The 19,070-nt window shown below is 41.4% G+C and carries 17 protein-coding genes and 1 riboswitch; of the genes, 10 read left to right on the forward strand and 7 right to left on the reverse strand.

Translation table 11 applies throughout. From position 1 onward, the window contains the following. Positions 1 to 404 precede the first annotated feature (404 nt). A complete protein-coding gene (locus M1E86_RS07865; protein WP_213913294.1) occupies positions 405 to 794 on the forward strand; it encodes a hypothetical protein in 390 nt (129 codons plus the stop codon). Between the two features lie 124 nt (positions 795 to 918). On the opposite strand, the gene M1E86_RS07870 is transcribed toward M1E86_RS07865, so the two are convergent. Beyond that, positions 919 to 2,526, reverse strand: a complete 1,608-nt coding sequence (locus M1E86_RS07870) for an FGGY-family carbohydrate kinase (protein WP_319861819.1) — start codon at positions 2,524 to 2,526, stop codon at positions 919 to 921. Between the two features lie 65 nt (positions 2,527 to 2,591). Continuing rightward, positions 2,592 to 3,320, reverse strand: a complete 729-nt coding sequence (locus M1E86_RS07875; protein WP_213913292.1) for an SDR family oxidoreductase — start codon at positions 3,318 to 3,320, stop codon at positions 2,592 to 2,594. Between the two features lie 233 nt (positions 3,321 to 3,553). On the opposite strand from M1E86_RS07875, the gene M1E86_RS07880 reads away from it, so the two are divergent. Further along, the gene (locus M1E86_RS07880; protein ID WP_213913291.1) at positions 3,554 to 4,588 is read left to right on the forward strand and encodes a LacI family DNA-binding transcriptional regulator; all 1,035 of its coding nucleotides are present in this window, start codon (positions 3,554 to 3,556) and stop codon (positions 4,586 to 4,588) included. Between the two features lie 51 nt (positions 4,589 to 4,639). Here the strand turns inward: M1E86_RS07880 and fetB are convergent, their stop codons facing one another. Next, positions 4,640 to 5,416, reverse strand: coding sequence for an iron efflux ABC transporter permease subunit FetB (fetB, locus tag M1E86_RS07885; protein ID WP_125890906.1), 777 nt, complete (start codon positions 5,414 to 5,416; stop codon positions 4,640 to 4,642). A 9-nt stretch (positions 5,417 to 5,425) separates the two neighbouring features. Continuing rightward, complete coding sequence (fetA, locus tag M1E86_RS07890; RefSeq protein ID WP_125890907.1) at positions 5,426 to 6,079, reverse strand: iron efflux ABC transporter ATP-binding subunit FetA; 654 nt, start codon at positions 6,077 to 6,079, stop codon at positions 5,426 to 5,428. A gap of 469 nt (positions 6,080 to 6,548) precedes the next feature. Between fetA and M1E86_RS07895 the strand changes: the two genes are divergently transcribed. Continuing rightward, a complete protein-coding gene (locus M1E86_RS07895; protein WP_213913290.1) occupies positions 6,549 to 7,310 on the forward strand; it encodes an SDR family oxidoreductase in 762 nt (253 codons plus the stop codon). 152 nt (positions 7,311 to 7,462) lie between these two features. Here M1E86_RS07895 and tkt read toward each other — a convergent pair whose 3' ends face one another. Continuing rightward, a complete protein-coding gene (gene tkt / locus M1E86_RS07900) occupies positions 7,463 to 9,472 on the reverse strand; it encodes a transketolase (RefSeq protein WP_125890909.1) in 2,010 nt (669 codons plus the stop codon). A 36-nt stretch (positions 9,473 to 9,508) separates the two neighbouring features. After that, positions 9,509 to 9,961, reverse strand: coding sequence for a ribose 5-phosphate isomerase B (gene rpiB / locus M1E86_RS07905; RefSeq protein WP_004263541.1), 453 nt, complete (start codon positions 9,959 to 9,961; stop codon positions 9,509 to 9,511). 323 nt (positions 9,962 to 10,284) lie between these two features. Between rpiB and M1E86_RS07910 the strand changes: the two genes are divergently transcribed. The 6 genes from M1E86_RS07910 (at position 10,285) to crcB (ending at position 16,548) form a co-directional block, all read left to right on the forward strand. Beyond that, on the forward strand, positions 10,285 to 11,397 hold the full coding sequence (locus tag M1E86_RS07910; protein WP_004910265.1) for an MDR/zinc-dependent alcohol dehydrogenase-like family protein: 1,113 nt from the start codon (positions 10,285 to 10,287) through the stop codon (positions 11,395 to 11,397). Between the two features lie 129 nt (positions 11,398 to 11,526). Next, on the forward strand, positions 11,527 to 12,798 hold the full coding sequence (locus M1E86_RS07915) for an MFS transporter (protein ID WP_125890910.1): 1,272 nt from the start codon (positions 11,527 to 11,529) through the stop codon (positions 12,796 to 12,798). Between the two features lie 11 nt (positions 12,799 to 12,809). After that, entirely contained in the window at positions 12,810 to 13,811 is a 1,002-nt protein-coding gene (locus tag M1E86_RS07920) for a dihydroxyacetone kinase subunit DhaK (protein WP_213913289.1), read from the forward strand. 10 nt (positions 13,812 to 13,821) lie between these two features. After that, positions 13,822 to 14,475 carry a dihydroxyacetone kinase subunit DhaL gene (dhaL, locus tag M1E86_RS07925; RefSeq protein ID WP_213913288.1) on the forward strand — a complete coding sequence of 218 codons (654 nt, stop codon included), beginning with the start codon at positions 13,822 to 13,824 and terminating at the stop codon, positions 14,473 to 14,475. Positions 14,476 to 14,633: 158 nt separating this feature from the next. Then, positions 14,634 to 15,596: a sugar-binding transcriptional regulator gene (locus M1E86_RS07930; RefSeq protein ID WP_125890912.1), complete on the forward strand. Its 963-nt coding sequence runs from the start codon at positions 14,634 to 14,636 to the stop codon at positions 15,594 to 15,596. 391 nt (positions 15,597 to 15,987) lie between these two features. Continuing rightward, positions 15,988 to 16,057: riboswitch (Fluoride riboswitch) on the forward strand. A 110-nt stretch (positions 16,058 to 16,167) separates the two neighbouring features. Beyond that, positions 16,168 to 16,548, forward strand: coding sequence for a fluoride efflux transporter CrcB (crcB, locus tag M1E86_RS07935; protein ID WP_213913287.1), 381 nt, complete (start codon positions 16,168 to 16,170; stop codon positions 16,546 to 16,548). On the opposite strand, the gene M1E86_RS07940 is transcribed toward crcB, so the two are convergent. After that, positions 16,534 to 17,496, reverse strand: coding sequence for a sugar-binding transcriptional regulator (locus M1E86_RS07940; RefSeq protein WP_213913286.1), 963 nt, complete (start codon positions 17,494 to 17,496; stop codon positions 16,534 to 16,536). The genes crcB and M1E86_RS07940 overlap by 15 nt on opposite strands. A gap of 177 nt (positions 17,497 to 17,673) precedes the next feature. Between M1E86_RS07940 and dalD the strand changes: the two genes are divergently transcribed. Then, positions 17,674 to 19,062, forward strand: coding sequence for a D-arabinitol 4-dehydrogenase (gene dalD, locus M1E86_RS07945; RefSeq protein ID WP_213913285.1), 1,389 nt, complete (start codon positions 17,674 to 17,676; stop codon positions 19,060 to 19,062). Positions 19,063 to 19,070 lie beyond the last annotated feature (8 nt).

The raw sequence follows: 19,070 nt of genomic DNA on the forward strand, positions 1-19,070 counted from the left end.
TGATGAACAATTAAATCTTATTATTGTTTTCGGTTTTTAGTGGAAAAAAATTTTTTAGTTTAAAAATTAAAATTGAAACAGTTAATGTTTTAAGTACTATTTATATTCTTGGTTTAATATTGACATGTTTACTCACTCAGTGAGTGAAATGAAGGGTAAATAAGGATGACTATATAAATTTAATTGTATTTTTTCTCTGTTAGTGGTGGTTATTGGTTATGGTAATTAGAGATAAATAAGCTGTCTTATAAGGTATTCTTATATAGATAGGGCTAGCAATTATTAAAATAATTATTATTTACTTACAACCAACCAAGGGTAATTACTTAGGTCTATTTTTGGGCTGGACTATTAGGTCATTTTGGTCAATTGGTATGTTATTGAGTAAATGAGAGCTTAAGAATATGAATATCATAAAGTTGCTCACAATTTTGTTGTTAACCGGGGGTTCTTTTATTTTAGGCGTAACATTGAACTACGCCCCTACACCTGATCTTGTGAAATTGGCAAAGAGTAGTGTTGAAGACTATTTATCTTACCCAGAATCTGCTGCATTTAAAAATGTGAAATATAATTTTATTCGCCAAACTACGGATAAAGGGGATTTAGGTTATGTATGTGGCGAAGTGTTTCGAATTAAGAATGCAAGGTTAGAAGGCTATAAAAAATTTATAGTGAAAGCATACAGTGATAAACAAGGAAAGGTTTCCTTGTCTATTCCAATGGTTGAAGGTGATTACGATTTGGTACCAAAGGAAATGGTCGATTCGCTATGGACAAGATATTGTTTCTAAAAGTGAGTTATAACACAGGTTTTTCTATTAAATAAAACTCGATAAGCAAAACGAATTCTAATAAAGAAAGCCGATTTACGGCTTTCTTTAGTTTAAATATTACCTGAGTCTTGTATCAACGTGATTAACCTTTTAATTCTCTAGCACATTGCTGCAAATGCAAGAAAGAGGCGAATCTTGTATCATGGCGACTTTTATAAGCTTTATTGGCTTGGTAGGTTAAGTCAATCGCACTAAATTGGTCCATGGCTTGCGCGACATCCGCACAGGCTTTCCCTGCAACTGCACCAAGGATAGCAGAGCCAAGCAATACGGGCTCACTGGCTTGTGTTGAAATCACTGGGACGCCACACGCATCAGCAAGTAGCTGGCGGATTAATGGGTGTTGGCCTGCACCGCCACTGATAGCAATATTGTCAATCTCAGCGCCAGATTTTGCCTGTGCTTCAATGATTTGTCGTAATCCATAGCCGATCCCACACACACCAGCAACATAGAAAGAAAGTAAATTTTCTAGGCTGTTATCCATGGTTAAACCAGCGATGACGGCTCTGGCATGAGGGTCAGCAAAAGGTGCTCGATTCCCTAAAAACTCAGGAACCACGTGTATTTTTTCAGCTAGTTCAACAGACTGTGATGGTGAAGATGCTTTTTCTAATACTAAATCCGCTAACATAACAGGCAAAGGTTTACCTTGTTCTTTTGCCGTGAGTTCTGCTTGTGCTGAAGCGGGGTGCAAAGAAAGTAGCTGGTCAATTGCAGCGCCAGCCGCACTTTGTCCACCTTCATTTAGCCACATGCCGGGTACCATTGCACTAAAGTAAGGCCCCCATACCCCCGGTATAAAGATGGGCTCTTTGGTGGTTGTCATTGTGCATGAAGACGTACCAAATACATATGCTATATTGGCGGTTGCATCGCCATTAACGCCAACAGTACCAATACCACCAGCGTGAGCATCTATCATACCAGCGGCGACAGGAGTTCCTGCTAGTAAGCCCATTTGTTGGGCCGCGGCTTCAGTTAAGCCTTCACCACACGGCGTTCCAGGTTCCACAATAAGTTGACCAATACGTGCGAAATTTTCATCTGCTAATTCAGATAAGCCAATCTGTTGAAAGTAGCTCGCATCCCAACGTTTTTCATGGGCAAGATATGTCCACTTGCAGGTGACAGTGCAAGTTGAACGAGCTAAAGAATCAGTTGATTTCCATGTCAAAAAATCGGCTAAATCAAAAAATTGCCATGCATTATCATAGGATTGACGTAAATTTTCTTTTAGCCATAGAATTTTAGGCGTTTCCATTTCAGGCGAAATTTTACCGCCAACATAGTTTAAAACAGGGTGTTTTAATTGATTAATCCGTTCTGCTTGTTCAGTTGCACGGTGATCCATCCACACAATAATATTGCGTTCAGGATCATTTGATGGGCTAATCGTAATCGGCTGTTTATCTGCTCCAATGACAACCAGTGAGCAGGTTGCATCAAAGCCAATACCCGCCACTTGTTGTGGTTGTGCTTTTGATAATGCCATCGCTTGTTTGACACTATAACAAACCGCTTCCCAAATTTCGTTACTTGATTGCTCTGCAAAATTGGCGTTATCACGAAACAATGTAATATCACGCTTGGCAGACGCTAACATCTTGCCAGACATATCAAAGACACCTGCGCGAGCACTGCCTGTGCCGACATCGATACCAATAACGACTTTATCGTTATTTTTTATTTGTGCATGTGAATTATTCATTTTTCCTCCAAGGTGCTAACTGCAATGAATTGCGAGATGACAAGTTAGAGATCAACACTGTTCGGTACAATAACAAGGTCACGAATAGTGACATTGCGTGGGCGGGTTAACATAAATAATACCGCTTCAGCGACTTCAATCGGTTGCATTAAGCTACCATTTGCTAAGGCTTCTTCCATTTTTTCTTTCGGCCAATCATCAAGTAATGCAGTAACCACTGGGCCGGGTAATACTGCACCAACACGGACACCATGTTCCGAAACCTGACGGCGTGTGGAATGGACGAAGGCTTGGACAGCAAATTTTGATGCGGTGTAAATCGGTTCCCAGATCACAGGGACAACACCCGCAATTGAGCTGGTGAATAATACATCACCGGATTTTTGGGCAATAAAATGAGGTAACACCGTGCGAACACAGCGGAAAGCGGCATTAATGTTTAAATTTAAGACATTATCCCACACATCAGGGTCACCCTCAGCAACAGGGCCACCAATATAGGCACCGGCATTAGCATGGAAAATATCTAAACGGCCAGCTTTTTGTAAGATGGCATCTAACATGCCATCAACTTGTTCTGGTTTCATTAAGTCGACAACTAACGGGATCGCGTTTTCACCTAATTCTTCAACAAGCTGGTTTAATCGCTCTTCTGCACGGTCAATTAAAACGACTTTTGCACCTGCTTTGATGAGTGTGCGGGCACATTCAAGACCGATACCGGAAGCAGCTCCGGTAATTGCTGCGACTTTGTTCTCAATAGAAATGGCCATAATTTACTCCAATCGGATATTTTAGCGAAATGTAAGAATAAAAAGCGCCTGAAATTAATGAAACAGCAATGAGTCACAGGGATGGATAGGTGGCTACATGGGATGGTTGATAGTCTTTATTTTGCAGTATATCAACTCATGTGTCATCAATTTCAATGTTGCTCAATCGATGTAGCAGTATTGCGACTTTTCGACTTTGGTGTCAAGCTAGTAAAAAATGGAGATGAGAATCTGTGACAAAGATCAGACAAAATAAGAAAACAACGATCTATGACCTTGCTGAATTAGCCGGGGTTTCAGCGAGTGCAGTGAGTGCAATACTTAATGGTAATTGGCAAAAAAGGCGAATTAGCGCACAGCTTGCTGAAAAAGTGATCCGCATCGCCGAAGAACAAAATTATGCGGTCAATAAGCAAGCCAGCTTGTTGCGCAGTAATAAATCGAAAATAATCGGCATGTTAGTCCCGAAATATGACAACCGCTACTTTGGCTCTATTGTCGAACATTTTGAAGAAATGGCGCGTGAAAGAGGCTTGTTCCCAATCATTACCTGCACGCGACGTGACCCTGAGTTAGAAATAGAAGCGGCGCGCGCAATGATCTCTTATCAAGTGGATTGGTTGATTTCAACGGGTGCAACCAATCCAGATAAAATCACCGAACTTTGCCAAGCTTCGGGGGTTTCAACCTTGAATTTAGACTTACCAGGCTCGTTGGCGCCTTCGGTTATTTCAGACAACTATATTGGTGCAAAAAATTTAACTCAACGCATTTTAGACAAAAATACGTCTCAATTATCAACAAATGAAGCCTTAATTTTTATTGGTGGTCGTGAACATGACCATAACACGCGTGAACGTATTCGTGGGTTTATTGATGCGCATAATGAAAAAGGTATTACAGTTCCACAAGAAAATATTTTGGCCTGTGGTTATGCACCAGAAAAGGCGGAAAGAGCGCTTTCACGGTTTTTCGAACAGAATAATGATGACCCACAGAGAATAGTGAAATGCGGTTTATTTATTAATTCAACCATTTCATTAGAAGGGGTTATTAATTGGTTAGGTAAAAAAGGCTACATTGGCGCTCATCAACCACATTTAGGCTGTTTTGACTGGGATCCCTTTGTTGCACTTTTAGGTAATGATATCGAAATGGTCAAACAAGATGTGCCAACGATGCTAAACCATATTTTTAAGTTGATAGAGAATGAAAATAACCAAGCACAGTTAATCGAAGTATTACCTGTCGGCGTGGCTAAAGAGTGATATTGAGTGAGAGCCGCTTATCGTTGTTGACTGATAAGCGGCGAAAGGTCATTATTTATTCAGTGTTGTAACCAATAATTGGTGGCGTTGGTTATAGAATTTTGTATAGGTCATATAACCTGCTAATATGGTTGAAAGGCTTGCCGTGCCTAACAGCATAAAAGTCACCATAATCTGGTATTTAACGGCTTGTAATGGGTCGACTCCAGCAAAAATTAAGCCAGACATCATCCCCGGAAGGCTAACAATTCCCACTGTTTTTGCAGAATCCACCGTTGGGATCAACGATGCACGAATACTGTCACGGATAATAGCGGCGGAAGCAACTTTTGGGGTTGCCCCCAAACTTAACATTTCTTGAATCTGTTGTTGCTGGCTTGAAAACCGTTGACCGAGGTTATTAAAGCATAATCCTACTGCAATCATGGCATTACCTGCGATCATACCTGTAATAGGAATGACCTGCATAGGCGTAAACGCGATGGCATTGGTTAATATCAGAATTAACAATGTAAGAAATGTACCAGAGGTAATGGCAATTAATGCAGTAACATAAATTTTATCAATATATTTACTTCTTTTCTTAGCGTTCCACGCGGCATTGACGCAAATAAACATCACCAATGCAATCGTGAGCAATTCGTGATCCACTCTAAATATGTATGTTAGAATATAGCCTGCGATCAATAGTTGAATAATCGCGCGGCACGTACTCCAGATAATATCTTTTTCAAGGGACAGTTTTTCTTTATGGCTAATAAAAATAGCCACTAGGACTAACAGGATAGAAAAGGTTAATGATTCATTGGAAATAGTTGGTTGGTGCACAGTGATATCCTATGATTCGTTATGATGAACAGGAAGGGTAATAATTTCATTAGTATGAGCAATTTCATCTTGATCATGGGTTACCCATAACACGCCTATTTTTTTATCTATCGCTAAATGATGAATAAATTCATTCACGATAATTTTGTTTTCTTCATCTAGGGCACTGGTGATTTCATCTAATAGTAAGACTTGCGGAAGAAATTGTAAGTTCCTAATAAGAGAAACACGCTGTTTTTCTCCCCCAGAAAGTTCATTAATTCCTTTTTCTAAAATAGAAGCATGTAGAGAAAACTGCTGCAAATCACTGATAACTTTGTCTTTGTTAAATGACAATTTTCTGATTTTATACGGAAAAACGAGGTTGTCATACACAGTCTGCCCAAACAAAGCAGGCGTTTGGGTACAGTATGAAACCAGCTGACGATACGTTTCTGGGAGGATGGTATTGATATCTTTCCCTTGAAACTTGATGGTTCCTTGAGTTGGTGAAATTAACGAGGCGATTATTTTTAATAAGGTGCTTTTACCACAGCCGGAAGGCCCCGTAATCAGTTTAAAGTCGCCTGCTTGTAAGTTAATCTGCACATTATCAAGAATTAATTTTTGCTCAATGCGATAGCCAATGTTATTAAGTTGTAAGAGCAAGTTACTTTCTTCCATATTATCAATAACCTATAAATTAAGTGTGCAGTATTTAGTGCAAATGAGATTCATTTTAACATCTTACTCGATAACTCAGTGCTGATGTTGTTTAATATCAATTTAGATATAACTACTAATATTATGCGCCAATTAGTAGGAAAATTATAGGGGAAGAAAAATACACTTTTAACGAGATATTAGAACGTAAATGCGTTTTTAGACGAATTTTTACAGGTAAAATAAAATACAAATATTCATTCGAATTATTATTTTGAACATATGTACATTTAGAATTTAGTAAATTATTTAATTTGAGAGATATCTCTTTTTTTTTAGCTGAATAATATAGAATTTAACCAGTGATACTATTATATTAATAATACCAAATAATTTAATCTGCGCTTAATATTTTGTTGTCTCCCTAAGACAACCTTATATTTATTTCATCAGTATACCAAATATTACATCATGATATTAAGGAATTAAAATGAAAAAATTTAGTGGCTATAGCACCAACTTTTCACTTGATGGTAAGGTTGCATTAATTACAGGGGGGGCTGCTGGTATTGGCTTAGCGATTGCTCAACTGTATGTTGAAAAAGGGGCTAAAGTCGCCTTAATCGACAAGTCAGATAAAGTGATAGAAATTGCGGAAAAACTAAAGAATTCAATTGGTATTCAATGTGATATTACGAACTCTTCAGCCGTTTCTCAGATGGTGGAGAATGTGATTGAACATTATGGTGCGTTAGATATTGTCGTCAATAGTGCAGGGATAGTCGCGCTTGCTCCCGCTGAAAACTTAAGTGAATCAGATTGGGATTTAACGATGAATGTGAATTTAAAAGGGACTTTTTTAGTCTGTCAGGCCGCAGGTAATGCAATGATTAATAATGGAAAAGGGAAGATTATTAATATGGCTTCTCAAGCGGGGGTGATTGCCTTAGACCAACATGCCGCCTATTGTGCCAGTAAAGCAGCGATTATTGGTTTAACCCAAGTATTAGCACTTGAGTGGAGCCCAAAAGGTATACAAACCAACGCTATTTCACCAACGATTGTCATGACGGATCTGGGTAAAAAAGCGTGGGAAGGTAAAAAAGGTGATGAAATGAAAGGAAAAATTCCTGCTAGGCGTTTTGCGGAACCATCTGAAATTGCCGCCTGTGCGTTATTTTTGGCCAGTGACGCATCTGACATGATCACAGGGCATAATTTAGTGATTGATGGTGGTTATAGTATTCAATAAGGATATTAAATTAATAATAAATAAAGCGAATATGAGTGCTATTTGCTTTATTTTTATTTTAAATAAAAATAAGCCAAATAACATAGTCACTATTTGGCTTGTAATAGAAAATTACAAAGTAGGATAACAGATATTAATTATTGCTAGGTCAATTAACCATTAGGTTTTAATAATGAGTGTGACATAGTAATAAGCTTTTCTACGGTGAAACCAAAATGCTCAAATAATTCATTTGCAGGGGCTGACTCCCCAAAGCTATTCATTCCCATAACTAATCCATCAATTCCTACATATTTACGCCAGTAATCACTAATACTGGCTTCGATAGCAATACGATGGCGAATGTGATTTGGTAACACGCGCTGCTGGTACTCTAAAGGTTGTTGGTCAAAGGTATCTGTTGATGGCATCGAAATGACATTCACATGAAAACCTTGTTCAGTCAGTAGCTTCCATGCTTCAACCGCTAATGTGATTTCAGAGCCAGTGGCAATTAAGAGTAATTCAGGGGTTTCACTACTACTGCGCAAAATATATCCACCACGTGCGATATTGGCGAGCTGTTCCGGTGTTCGCGAATGCTGTACTAGGTTTTGACGGGATAACACAAGTGCGGTTGGGTTCTGTTGATGAATGATAGCCTGCTTCCAAGCCACGGCGGTTTCTACTTGGCAACAAGGGCGCCATACTGACAAATTAGGTGTTGCACGTAGTGACACAAGTTGCTCAACAGGTTGATGTGTTGGGCCATCTTCACCTAAGCCAATTGAATCATGGGTATAAATAAGCACTTGCGGTAATTTCATTAATGCGGCCATTCTCACGGCATTTTGTGCATATTCCGAGAACATCAAAAAGGTCGCTGTGTAAGGGCGAAAACCGCCATGTAATGCAATGCCATTGGCAATGGCGGTCATACCAAACTCTCTGACACCATAGTGAATATAGTTCCCTGTAGGTTGTTCATTAATCGGTAGTGACCCAGACCAGCAGGTCAGGTTGCTTGGGGCTAAGTCTGCGGAACCACCGATTAATTCAGGTAAAACAGGGCCAATAATATTTAACGTGTTTTGTGAGGCTTTACGTGTCGCTATCGTTGCAGGGTTATCATTTAATTGTTGAATAAAGTTATCAATGATATCCGTAAATTTTTCAGGAAGTTGATTAGATAGCCGCAGAGTTAGTTGCTCGGCGAGTTCAGGATATTGTTTGGCGTATTCTCGTAATGCTTGTTCCCAACGTAATTGCTGTTCAGCACCACGCTCTAAGGCATTCCAAGGTTGATATATTTCGTCAGGGATCACAAAAGGAGGGTATTCCCAACCGAGTTGTTGGCGAGTCAGTGCGATTTCATTTTGCCCGAGAGGAGCTCCATGAGAATCTGCCGTACCAGCTTTATTGGGGGATCCGTAACCAATCGTGGTTCTGCAGATAATAAGTGTGGGCTTCGCGGTTTGTTGGCGAGCTTGTTCAATAGCCGCTTTAATCGCAGGGCGCGAATGCCCATCAATGGATCTAATTACATGCCAGCCATAGGCTTCAAAACGCTTTGCGGTATTATCGGTAAACCAGCCTTCCACATCTCCATCAATAGAAATGCGGTTGTCATCATAAAACGCAATGAGCTTATTGAGTTTTAACGTTCCCGCTAATGAGCACACTTCATGGGAGATCCCTTCCATTAAACAGCCATCACCTAAAAAAGTGTAGGTATAGTGGTCGACGACAGGGAACCCCGAGCGGTTAAATGTAGAGGCTAGCGTCTTTTCTGCTATTGCCATGCCAACCGCATTGGCAATGCCTTGGCCTAGAGGGCCTGTCGTGGTTTCGACTCCGGGGGTATAGCCTAATTCGGGGTGCCCCGGTGTTTTGGAATGGAGCTGTCGGAACTGTTTTAAATCATCGATAGATAAATTATAGCCTGTTAAATGAAGCAAGCTATAGAGCAGCATTGACGCATGGCCGTTTGACAAGACAAAGCGGTCACGGTTAGGCCAGTGCGGATCTGCAGGGTTGTGCTGTAAATAATCTCGCCAAAGAACTTCAGCAATATCGGCCATTCCCATAGGGGCGCCTGGGTGGCCTGAATTGGCTTGTTGTACCGCATCTATTGAAAGAAATCGAATGGCATTGGCTAATTTATTTTGTGGTTGAGTGGACATTACAAAGCTCCCAAAGTAAAAGCGCCTAACGTAAAACTAACGTTCCCCATTTTCATACTCACTGATCCGAGCTACTTTTGGTGCCGAACGTCCTCCTTCATAATGGGAAGCCAGCCATGTGTCGACAATGGTTTTAGCCAGTTCAGGGCCAATCACACGAGCACCAAAGGTAATTATTTGCGCGTCATTACTTTTCTGAGCCCGCTCAGCGGAGTATGTGTCATGGCACAGTGCTGCTCGAATGCCTGTGACTTTATTGGCAACTATGGACATACCAATTCCGGTACCACAAATTAAAATACCGCGCTGGTGCTTGCCTTGTACGATAGCAGTTGCAACCGCATGGGCAACATCAGGGTACATTTCGTCTGCAACCCCAGTGTTTAAACAGTAATCAGTCACTTCAATGTTTAGTTCTGCTAAGTGAGCTTTAATCAAATCTTTCATTTCAAATGCAGCGTCATCCGCGCCAATAGCAATAGATAGCATGATAGAGATCCTTATTGTTGAACAAAAGTTCATAAACCAATCAAATGTACTATTTAGAAAATAGGATCTTATGAACAAATAATCAATAGTTGAACATATGTTTTTATTTTTATGATGATGAATTCTGTGATCTACAGCTTCAAATTTAATTTTTTTTGCAGAAAAGGTAAAAAATAGTCGTTTTAAGGCGATTTTATGAGAATTTTTGCACTGAATCACACTTTGACACTCTCACTATGGGCAAGGATGAAGAAAAGAAGGTATGGTTAATTTGTATCTTCATTGAACTTATGTTCATTTTACAAACCGCCGAGGATAGAACTATGTGTGAACACTGTGATTCAAAAGCAACGATGAGCGCGGGCATTCCAGAAAAAATGAAAGCCGTGGTTGCTTATGCACCAAAAGACTACCGTTTAGAAACAGTCGATGTCCCTAAAATTAGTGAAGAAGAGATTTTGGTTCGCGTAGAAGCTTGTGGTATCTGCGCGGGTGATGTGAAGGCTTTTGAAGGTGCCCCTAGTTTTTGGGGAGATGCGGAACAACCCGCTTATATTAAAGCACCAATGATCCCAGGTCATGAGTTTATTGGTCATGTTGTAGGTTTTGGCTCAAAAGTTGAAGGTTTCGCATTAGGTGACCGTGTTATTTCTGAGCAAATCGTACCTTGTTGGGAATGCCGCTTCTGTAAACGCGGTGAATACTGGATGTGTGAAAAACATGACTTGTATGGCTTCCAAAACAACGTTAATGGCGGCATGGCGCAATATATGAAATTTACCAAAGAAGCTATCAACTACCATGTGCCTGTTGAGATGCCAATCGAAGATGCCATTTTGATTGAACCTTACGCCTGCTCTTTACATGCCGTGCAGCGTGCGAATGTCAAATTGGGTGATGTTGTCGTGCTTTCGGGTGCGGGAACATTAGGCCTCGGTATGATTGGGGCTATTAAAAAATCCGGTGCTGGTAAGTTAGTCGTTCTGGATTTATTCGATAAACGCCTTGAATTAGCAAAAGAATTTGGTGCTGATATCGTATTAAACCCTAAACGTGATGATGTAGACAAAATTGTCAAAGAGATGACTGAAGGTTATGGCTGTGACATTTACATTGAAGCGACAGGGGCGCCTAAATCGGTAGAGCAAGGCCTTAAGATGATCCGTAAATTAGGTACTTTTGTTGAGTTTTCTGTATTTAAAGACCCAGTGACCGTGGACTGGAGCATCATCAGTGACCGTAAAGAACTGGATTTATTAGGTTCTCACCTTGGCCCATATTGCTACCCATTAGTGATTGAAGGCATTGGTAATGGCGATTTCCCAACCAAGGGGGTTGTGACGGATATTTTACCTTTAGATAAATTTGCGGAAGGTTTTTCGATGATGGCGAAAGGCGACCCGCACATTAAAGTGGTTCTCGACCCGAACCTGTAGAGCTGTCGTGGGTTGAAAAAAAGACGAATTTAAAAATATAACGATAAAAATTGGACCTGAATAAATGTCACCCTACCAAGGCTTGTTATTCAGGTCCTAACCCAGCGAACAAGCACTGAGGTCAACAATATGATAATCAATAAACTGTCTAAAGTAACGGGGTTTTCACCAAAGTTACTACTTGGCTATTTTGGCGTTCTGATCTTTATGATGGGAGAAGGCCTAGAACAAGGCTGGCTGTCACCTTTTATAATTAGCCGTGGAATGAGTATTGAAGAATCATCATTACTATTTAGTGTGTATGGTTTTTTTGCCGCTGTCGCCGCGTGGTTGTCCGGTGTGTTGGCTGAAATTTATACCGCCCGTCGTGTGATGATTTTTGGTTTTGTGATGTTTGTCATTGGCTCGATTATTTTCTTGTCTGTTGGCTTACCGAGTAACAGCCTGTCTATCATGATCCCAACCTATGCGCTGCGTGGTTTTGGTTATCCAATGTTTGCCTACGGCTTCTTAGTTTGGGTGGCCTATGAGGCGCCAATTAAAAAACTGGGCTCTGCAGTCGGGATCTTCTGGTTTGTTTATAGTGGCGGACTCGGTGTTTTAGGTGTGATGTATTCAAGTTATGCGTTGCCAGTTTTAGGTGAAATGGCAACGTTATGGAGTGGACTGATTTTTGTCACTATCGGGGCATTTATTGCTATCGCACTTAACCGCAACAAAGCGGGAGATACACAAGATGCACCGAAAGAAAAAGTCTCGCTCAGCTATGTATTTAAAGGGATCACCATCGCGTTTGAAAACCCAAAAATTGGTTTAGGCGGCATTGTTCGTACCATTAATACTTCAGCAGCGTATGGTTTTGTGATCTTCATGCCAATGTTTCTTGCTGACTTTGGATTTTCTCGTACAGAGTGGTTACATATCTACGCGGCACTTTGGACAGTGAACATCGCTTTTAATCTGATCTTTGGTGTAGTCAGCGACCGTATCGGTTGGCGCAACATTGTGATTTGGTTTGGTTGCGTAGGCTGTATGGTTTGTACCTTAATGTTTTACTATGTGCCTTATTATTTTGGGCACAGCTATACCCTGATGATGATAGCTGCTGGCTTATTTGGCGCATGCCTCGCAGGATACGTACCGCTTTCAGCCATCATGCCGAGTTTAGCGCCTGAAAATAAAGGCGCGGCGATGTCAGTTCTTAATTTAGGAGCCGGTTTAAGTACCTTTGTTGGCCCTGCATTAGTTGGGCTCTTTATTAGTAGCGTAGGTGCACTTGGCGTAATTTGGATCTTCTCGGGGCTCTATCTATTTAGTGCGATATTGATGAAATTTATTACTGTGCCGGAAGAATTACTTGAACAGTCGGCAAAGATGCAGCTAACACCAGAAAATAAGTAAATGAGGGAATTATGAATAGAATCATTAATGAACCTGATCTCGTTGTTGAAGATGCAATTCAAGGGTATTTGAAAGCGCACCCTGAATATTTTGCACAAACTGATAACGCGCGCGTTCTAAAATACCCAAAAGCACCAATACAAGGGAAAGTGGGCATTGTCACTGGTGGTGGTTCAGGTCATGAACCTGCGTTTTTAGGCTACGTGGGCGAGAATATGCTAGATGCGGTGGCCATTGGGGAAATTTTTTCCTCACCCACTGCGGGCGCTTTTTTAGACGCGTTTAAAGCAGCCGATAGCGGTGCGGGTGTTGCCTGTCTATATGGTAACTATGCGGGTGATAACATGAACGTCAAGATGGCGATGAAAAAGGCAGAAAAAGCGGGGATGCAAGTCAAAACCGTGGTTGCTACCGACGACGTTGCTTCAGCACCTGCGAGTGAAAAAGAAAAGCGCCGTGGTGTTGCGGGTGAAATTCTTATGTGGAAAGTGGGCTCTGCCGCAGCAAGCAAAGGCTATGATTTAGACGGTGTGATTAATGTAGCGCAAAAAGCGATTAATAACTGCCACTCTATTGGTGTTGGGTTAACGTCTTGCACTATTCCAGCTGTGGGTCATCCAAATTTCCATATTGAAGATGGGATGATGGAACTAGGCATTGGCCACCATGGCGAGCCAGGCATTGAAATCATGCCAATTCAATCTGCCGCGCAAATGGCACAAACCATGTTAGCGCCAATTTTAGATGATATGCAGGCAAAACAAGGTGATGAAGTGGTCGTCTTGGTTTCAGGGCTAGGTGCGACACCGGTTATGGAGCTATACATCTATTATGCAGAGGTTGAAAAACAACTCAGTGAGAAAGGTGTACGGATTGTTCGTAACTATGTTGGTAACTATTTTACCTCACTAGAAATGATGGGGGTCACGCTGACATTAATGAAAGTGGATGATGAATTGAAAACATTGATGGATGTCCCTGCATATTCATTGGGTTTAACACAGGTTAAATAAGGAGACAATTATGCAAGTTATTTCAACGGGCAACGGCAAGGAAATTACCCTTGATTTAGTGAACATTATTGTTTCTAACCGTGAATACCTCAGTGAAATTGATGGCGCAATAGGGGATGGAGACCACGGCATCAATATGGCAAAAGGTTTTAATTTATGTGCGAAAGCAATCGCAGACCGTGAATTATCTCTCAGTGAAGGCTTTGAAGAGATTTCTGATGCTTTGATGGAAGGTATTGGCGGCTCAATGGGACCACTTTATGGCAGTTTCTTTATGGGAATGTCAGACAGCATTTCAGGGAAAAATACGCTATCACAACAAGATTTCCTCGATATGCTGAAAAATGGTTTATCTGAGCTGCAAGACATCAGCAGTGCGACAGTGGGTGATAAGTGCTTGATGGATACATTGATCCCCGCAGTTAATGCTTTTGAAGAGGCGACAAAAGCAGGGGGAAACTTTAAACAAGCGCTTGATGCGATGCAGGCCGCTGCTATTGCAGGTCGTGATTCCACTGTAGATTTAGTGGCTAAAATTGGTCGTGCAAGCCGCCTTGGTGAACGTTCAAGAGGGGTATTAGATGCGGGGGCCACTTCTTGTTGTTTATTATTATGTCAATTAGCGCAGAGTATTGAAAAACAGGATGCATTAGCTAATGCATAATTGTTTTATATAATTCTTTCGTGGATATATAGTCAAATATCATTGCTATATATCCACTCTCTTTTATAACTCACTTATTAATTGCCACTAGAAACGCTATACTAAAACCTTATCACCCTTGTTGCGATTAACACCAATAAAGAGGAAATCACTATCTTATGGATAGATCACAAACATCTTCCGAAATCGAGCTACTGACTGAAATTGCGATAGCTTATTATCGTGATGAAATTACTCAGGAAGAGATCGCCAATAAGTTTGGTATATCGCGAATTAAGGTAGGGCGCTTACTCAAGCGGGCAAAGGAAGAAGGTATTGTAGAGATCAATGTTCGCTATCATCCTATTTTTAGCACTCAGTTAGAACAACAGTTACTTTCTCGCTTCCCGATTTCCCGTGCATTGATTGCCCTCGACCATCCCGACGAAGAAGAGCAACGTTACCAAGTCGGCACTCTCGTCGCTAACTATTTATCAACAACGTTACGAGACAATATGATAGTCACGGTCGGCCAAGGTCGCAATGTTGCGGTAGTAGCTGATAGCGGTGGGGCCGTCCCTGAAAAAGATTGCCGTTTTATTTGTGGGATAGGCGGAACCCATCGCCCAGGTGATTCCATTAATGCGGATCATATCAGTCGTCGTTTAGCTAAAAAGTTTGGCGGAACTAGCGAAACCCTATACGCCCCAGCTTATGTTGAAAATAACGAATTAAAGCAAGCGTTTATGAAAAATGGCACCATTAAGGAAACCTTAGATCGTGCCCGTAAAGCGGATATTGCTTTAATTGGTATTGGCGATATGAATGAAGATAGCTATATGGTCAAACTAGGCTGGTTTACACCACGTGAAATCGTTGATGCGAGCTTGAACCAAGGGGTGATTGGCGATATCGCGGGATATGATTTTTTCAATGCACAAGGGCAACATGTAGATACAGTGATGAATGACCGAGTGATTGGTCTAAGCATTGATGAACTCAGAAAAATCCCCTGTGTAATCGCAATTGCATCAGAGTCATCAAAAGCAATGGCGATTATGGGAGCGCTACGTACGGGGGCGATTGATATTATTGCGACGAGTGCGAGTAATGTGCGGACGATTTTAAAGATGTCCCAATAGCTCGTCATACTTCAAGCTGTCGCGTTGTTGACTACGCTCATTCGTATTAGTCACATACTTGTGTATGCTCCTAATGACTCATTCACTTGTCGCCTAGCGACAACTTGAATTATTTAGAGCTATTATTTTGTCATACTTCAAGCTGTCGCGTTGTTGACTACGCTCATTCGCATTAGTCACATACTTGTGTATGCTCCTAATGACTCATTCACTTGTCGCCTAGCGACAACTTGAATTATTTAGAGCTATTATTTTGTCATACTTCAAGCTGTCGCGTTGTTGACGACACTCACTTATTCGTTTTCTGCTTAGTTATGACTCCTAACTATTTAGGGTATCTATCATAAATTAGGTTTGCATCACCTAATTAGTTGCCTTATTATTTTTATGTAAACCTTTGGGAGATGGCATTCCTCCTCATATGAAACCGCCCGCAGAGGGCTGATGATGCCTACGTTAACCTTTTCATTGAATAGGGTACGTAGGTATTATGTGCCCTGGATTTTGGGCATAAATGCGGCAATAGGAAACTTTCCTTTCATTTATCCCACCAATATTAAAGGAAGTTTCTATGTACGCCTCTTTATTTGCAATCGCGATTGGTTCTGTTCTTGGTGGATGGCTAAGATGGTTTGTTAGCCTAAGACTTAATCATCTTTACTCAAATATTCCTCTAGGTACCGTCGCAGTCAATTTGGTTGGCGGCTTTGTCATTGGGTTTGCCATTTCGTATTTTGCCAATGCAAATATTAGCCCCGCTTATAAATTATTCATTGTAACTGGTTTTTGTGGCGCATTTACCACCTTTTCGACCTTTTCACTTGAAGTCTTGGTATTGATCCAAGAAGGTAAATTGGGTTTTGCCATTAGTACCATCGCCATCCATGTGATTGGCGCCCTGATCTTTACCTTGCTTGGAATGTTATGCCATCACTGGTTAGCACAGGGGTGATTTATTAGCTAATAAATGATGTGCAGTGGCTTCATCGGTCACTAAACCTGTTACCCAACCACCATTCATAACAGCTTGAATTGCTTTCGTTTTGTGCGTGCCACCCGCAAATGCGATCACCGGTTTATTCGGGGAACGGAAAAGTGGAACACTGGTGTGTGTGGCATCTAACGCGGTAGAAAGCCGTTCACCGTTAGCTTGGATAAAATGCCCCAGTAACTCCGCGGTCACCCCTTTTTCTAACAACATTTCCATTTGTTCATCCGTGACGAAACCTTCAGAATTGAGTGGGCATCCTTTACCGACTTCGCCAATGCCAATAAAAGTGATGTCCGCATTCAGTGCTTTTTCGGTAACTTCTTTATACACGCGATGTTGGCACCACATTGCTTTATCTTCTGGGCTATCGGCGTACAGTGGCGCAGGTAGAATATAGTGCCGGCACTGTAATTTTTCTGCAAAGCGCAATGGGATATCATAGCGAGTTGCTGAGCTATCACGAGCAATCGCACCAATTAGTGAAACACATTGGTGCTGGGCGGTTTCTAGGTAAGGAAGGGCATCAATAATACTGCGTAATGTTCTACCTGAACCAATACCTATAACTTGGGGTTTATCGGGTTCGATTAATTGTTCCATCAGTTCAGCACCGGCCACTGAAATCATGTCGAGCGTGGCTTCTGTATCAAGTTGACCTGACGGGACAACAAAGCAATGTGTTAGGTGATACTTTTGCTGGATTTGATTAGCGAGTCTTAAACACTCCGTAATCGGGTGTGTGATTTGCACCTGAACCATACCTTGCTCTTTTGCTAGTGAGATAAGGCGCTGGGCGACTTGTCTTGATAGCCCAAGTTCATGCGCAATTTCTTGTTGTGTTTTACCTGCCACAAAATATAGCCATGCCGCACGCGCAGCTTGTTCCATTTTTTTTAATTCTTTCTGCATGGACGTTCTCCTGCTGGTTTCGCTTATTGTAATTCTGGGCAATTGTTTATTAAAAGGGCAAAAGTCAATAGTGTGAGCGTTATCGCAGTAATTGTGATCAGATTGAAACTAAAATATAACAAACGGGCATATGCCCAATAAAATAGCAATTATTTAATTTTAGGTTAAGGAGTCACAATGTTAAAGCAGAAATCAGTGTGGATGCACATCGGTGCTGGGTCATTTCATCGTGCTCACCAAGCGTGGTATTTGCACCGCTTGATCCAACAAGGGGATGATAGTTGGTCAATTGCCTTAGGGAATATTCGCAATGATACGAATTCATTGCTTGATAACTTAACCAAGCAAAATGGGGAATATACCCTTGAAACTGTTTCACCTGAAGGTGAGCGCCATTATGAAAAAATCACTTCAGTGCGTAAAGTATTGCATTGGGATGAGAATTTAAGCCAGTTAGTCGAACAAGGCCGTGATAAAGCAACACGCGTGATAGCCTTCACGGTCACGGAGGCGGGCTATTATTTAACCCCACAGCATGAATTAGATGCAGAACAGCCAGATGTTAAAGCAGACTTAACGGGCAAAATGAGCACCATATATGGTGCGTTAACGCATATTTTACGTGCACGTTTAGCTGCGCATGGTGAACCCGTAACCTTATTAAACTGTGATAATTTACGCCATAACGGTGAGCGTTTCAGACATGGCTTTTTATCTTTCTTACAGCTAAAAGGTGAAAGTGAGTTATATCAGTGGGTGAAAGAACATACCCGTTCACCGAACACTATGGTGGATAGGATCACCCCTCGGCCAACATCAGATGTGGCTGAGCGTGTTAAACAACAAACGGGTTGGGATGATAAAGCTCCTGTTATGGGGGAAGCATTCATTCAGTGGGTGATTGAAGATGACTTTATTAATGGGCGCCCTGCATTAGAAAATGTCGATGTAGAAATGGTTGAATCCGTTTTACCGTGGGAAGAAGCAAAAATTCGTATTCTGAATGCGAGCCACAGTTGCATTGCTTGGGCTGGAACCTTAATTGGTTTGAGCTTTATTGATGAAAGTACCCGCCAATCCGCTATCAAACAAATGGCATGGAATTATGTCACATATGACGTGATACCGTCATTGTCACCGAGCCCTCTCGATTTAGAACAATACCGCGATGTGGTACTCGCACGCTTTAGTAACCCTTATATTCAGGATACTAACCAGCGTGTTGCCGCTGATGGTTTATCAAAAATTCCCGGTTTTATCACGCCAACACTGCAAGAATGTTATCAGCGCCAGCAGACTCCGGCTGCGACGGCTGTGCTGCCCGCTTTATTCTTCGTGTTTTTACAGCGCTGGGCTCGTGGTGAATTACCGTATGAATATCAGGATGGCGTGTTAGATGTGCCGCTATATCAAAAAATGATGAATAGCAGTGACGCATTGTCACAATTTGTCTCAAGTGACATGCTGTTCGGCCCACTGGCTCATTCATCGGGATTCCACAAATTGATGAGTAACACCGTTGAAAAAGTTGAAAACTGGCTCAAGTCACCTGAACAACCTCTGTAAGGAGAAAG

Source organism: Providencia sp. PROV200 (assembly GCF_049901995.1).
Classification (GTDB): Bacteria; Pseudomonadota; Gammaproteobacteria; order Enterobacterales; family Enterobacteriaceae; genus Providencia; species Providencia rettgeri_E.

Bases quoted from the DNA above. Each gene is read 5' to 3' on its own strand.
- M1E86_RS07865 (WP_213913294.1), top strand. From the start codon at position 405: ATGAATATCATAAAGTTGCTCACAATTTTGTTGTTAACCGGGGGTTCT.
- M1E86_RS07875 (WP_213913292.1), bottom strand. From the start codon at position 3,320: ATGGCCATTTCTATTGAGAACAAAGTCGCAGCAATTACCGGAGCTGCT.
- fetA (WP_125890907.1), bottom strand. From the start codon at position 6,079: ATGGAAGAAAGTAACTTGCTCTTACAACTTAATAACATTGGCTATCGC.
- M1E86_RS07895 (WP_213913290.1), top strand. From the start codon at position 6,549: ATGAAAAAATTTAGTGGCTATAGCACCAACTTTTCACTTGATGGTAAG.
- tkt (WP_125890909.1), bottom strand. From the start codon at position 9,472: ATGTCCACTCAACCACAAAATAAATTAGCCAATGCCATTCGATTTCTT.
- rpiB (WP_004263541.1), bottom strand. From the start codon at position 9,961: ATGCTATCTATTGCTATTGGCGCGGATGACGCTGCATTTGAAATGAAA.
- M1E86_RS07910 (WP_004910265.1), top strand. From the start codon at position 10,285: ATGTGTGAACACTGTGATTCAAAAGCAACGATGAGCGCGGGCATTCCA.
- M1E86_RS07915 (WP_125890910.1), top strand. From the start codon at position 11,527: ATGATAATCAATAAACTGTCTAAAGTAACGGGGTTTTCACCAAAGTTA.
- M1E86_RS07920 (WP_213913289.1), top strand. From the start codon at position 12,810: ATGAATAGAATCATTAATGAACCTGATCTCGTTGTTGAAGATGCAATT.
- dhaL (WP_213913288.1), top strand. From the start codon at position 13,822: ATGCAAGTTATTTCAACGGGCAACGGCAAGGAAATTACCCTTGATTTA.
- M1E86_RS07930 (WP_125890912.1), top strand. From the start codon at position 14,634: ATGGATAGATCACAAACATCTTCCGAAATCGAGCTACTGACTGAAATT.
- crcB (WP_213913287.1), top strand. From the start codon at position 16,168: ATGTACGCCTCTTTATTTGCAATCGCGATTGGTTCTGTTCTTGGTGGA.
- M1E86_RS07940 (WP_213913286.1), bottom strand. From the start codon at position 17,496: ATGCAGAAAGAATTAAAAAAAATGGAACAAGCTGCGCGTGCGGCATGG.
- dalD (WP_213913285.1), top strand. From the start codon at position 17,674: ATGTTAAAGCAGAAATCAGTGTGGATGCACATCGGTGCTGGGTCATTT.